Here is a 549-nt window from a genome sequence, read left to right on the forward strand (position 1 = left end):
CTCGGCGGCGGCGAGCGCCCGGGCGGCCTCGGCATGCGCCGCCTCGACCTCGGCCAGCGCCGCGCCGGCCTGGCGGTGGCGGGATGCCGCGGCATCCGGCAGCGCCGCGAGGCCATCGCGCTCTGCCCGCGACTCGGTGGCGCGGACGGCCAGGGCCTCCCGCCGCCCGGCCGCATCGACCCGCCGCGCGGCCCAGTCGGCCTGCTCGGCCGCGGCCGCCTCGCGCCGGGTGGCGATGCGGTCGCGCTCGGCCCGCAGCCCGGCCAGGGTCTCCAGTGCCGCGACCTCGCCGACCCGGGCGGCCGAGAGGGTGGCGCGGGCCTGATCGACCCCGGCGCGGATCGCGGCGAGATCGGGCAGCGCGGTTTGCGCCGCGCGGGCCAGGTCCAGCGCCGCTTCGGCCTCGGCCGCCTCCGTCTCCAGCCGGGCGAGCTGCGGCGCGAGGGCCTCGATCCGGTTCTCCGCCTGGGCGGCGGCGTTGGCGAGCCGCGCCGCCGCGGCCCGCGCCGCCTCCTGCGCCGCCTCGGCCGACGCGCGGGCGGCACGGGC

The 549-nt window shown here is 83.1% G+C and carries 1 pseudogene; it reads right to left on the minus strand.

The window, feature by feature from the left end:
• Window positions 1–549, minus strand: a pseudogene (locus E2C06_RS38390) (hypothetical protein); the annotation flags it as partial.

Source organism: Dankookia rubra (assembly GCF_004355005.1).
Lineage (GTDB): Bacteria > Pseudomonadota > Alphaproteobacteria > Acetobacterales > Acetobacteraceae > Paracraurococcus > Paracraurococcus ruber_A.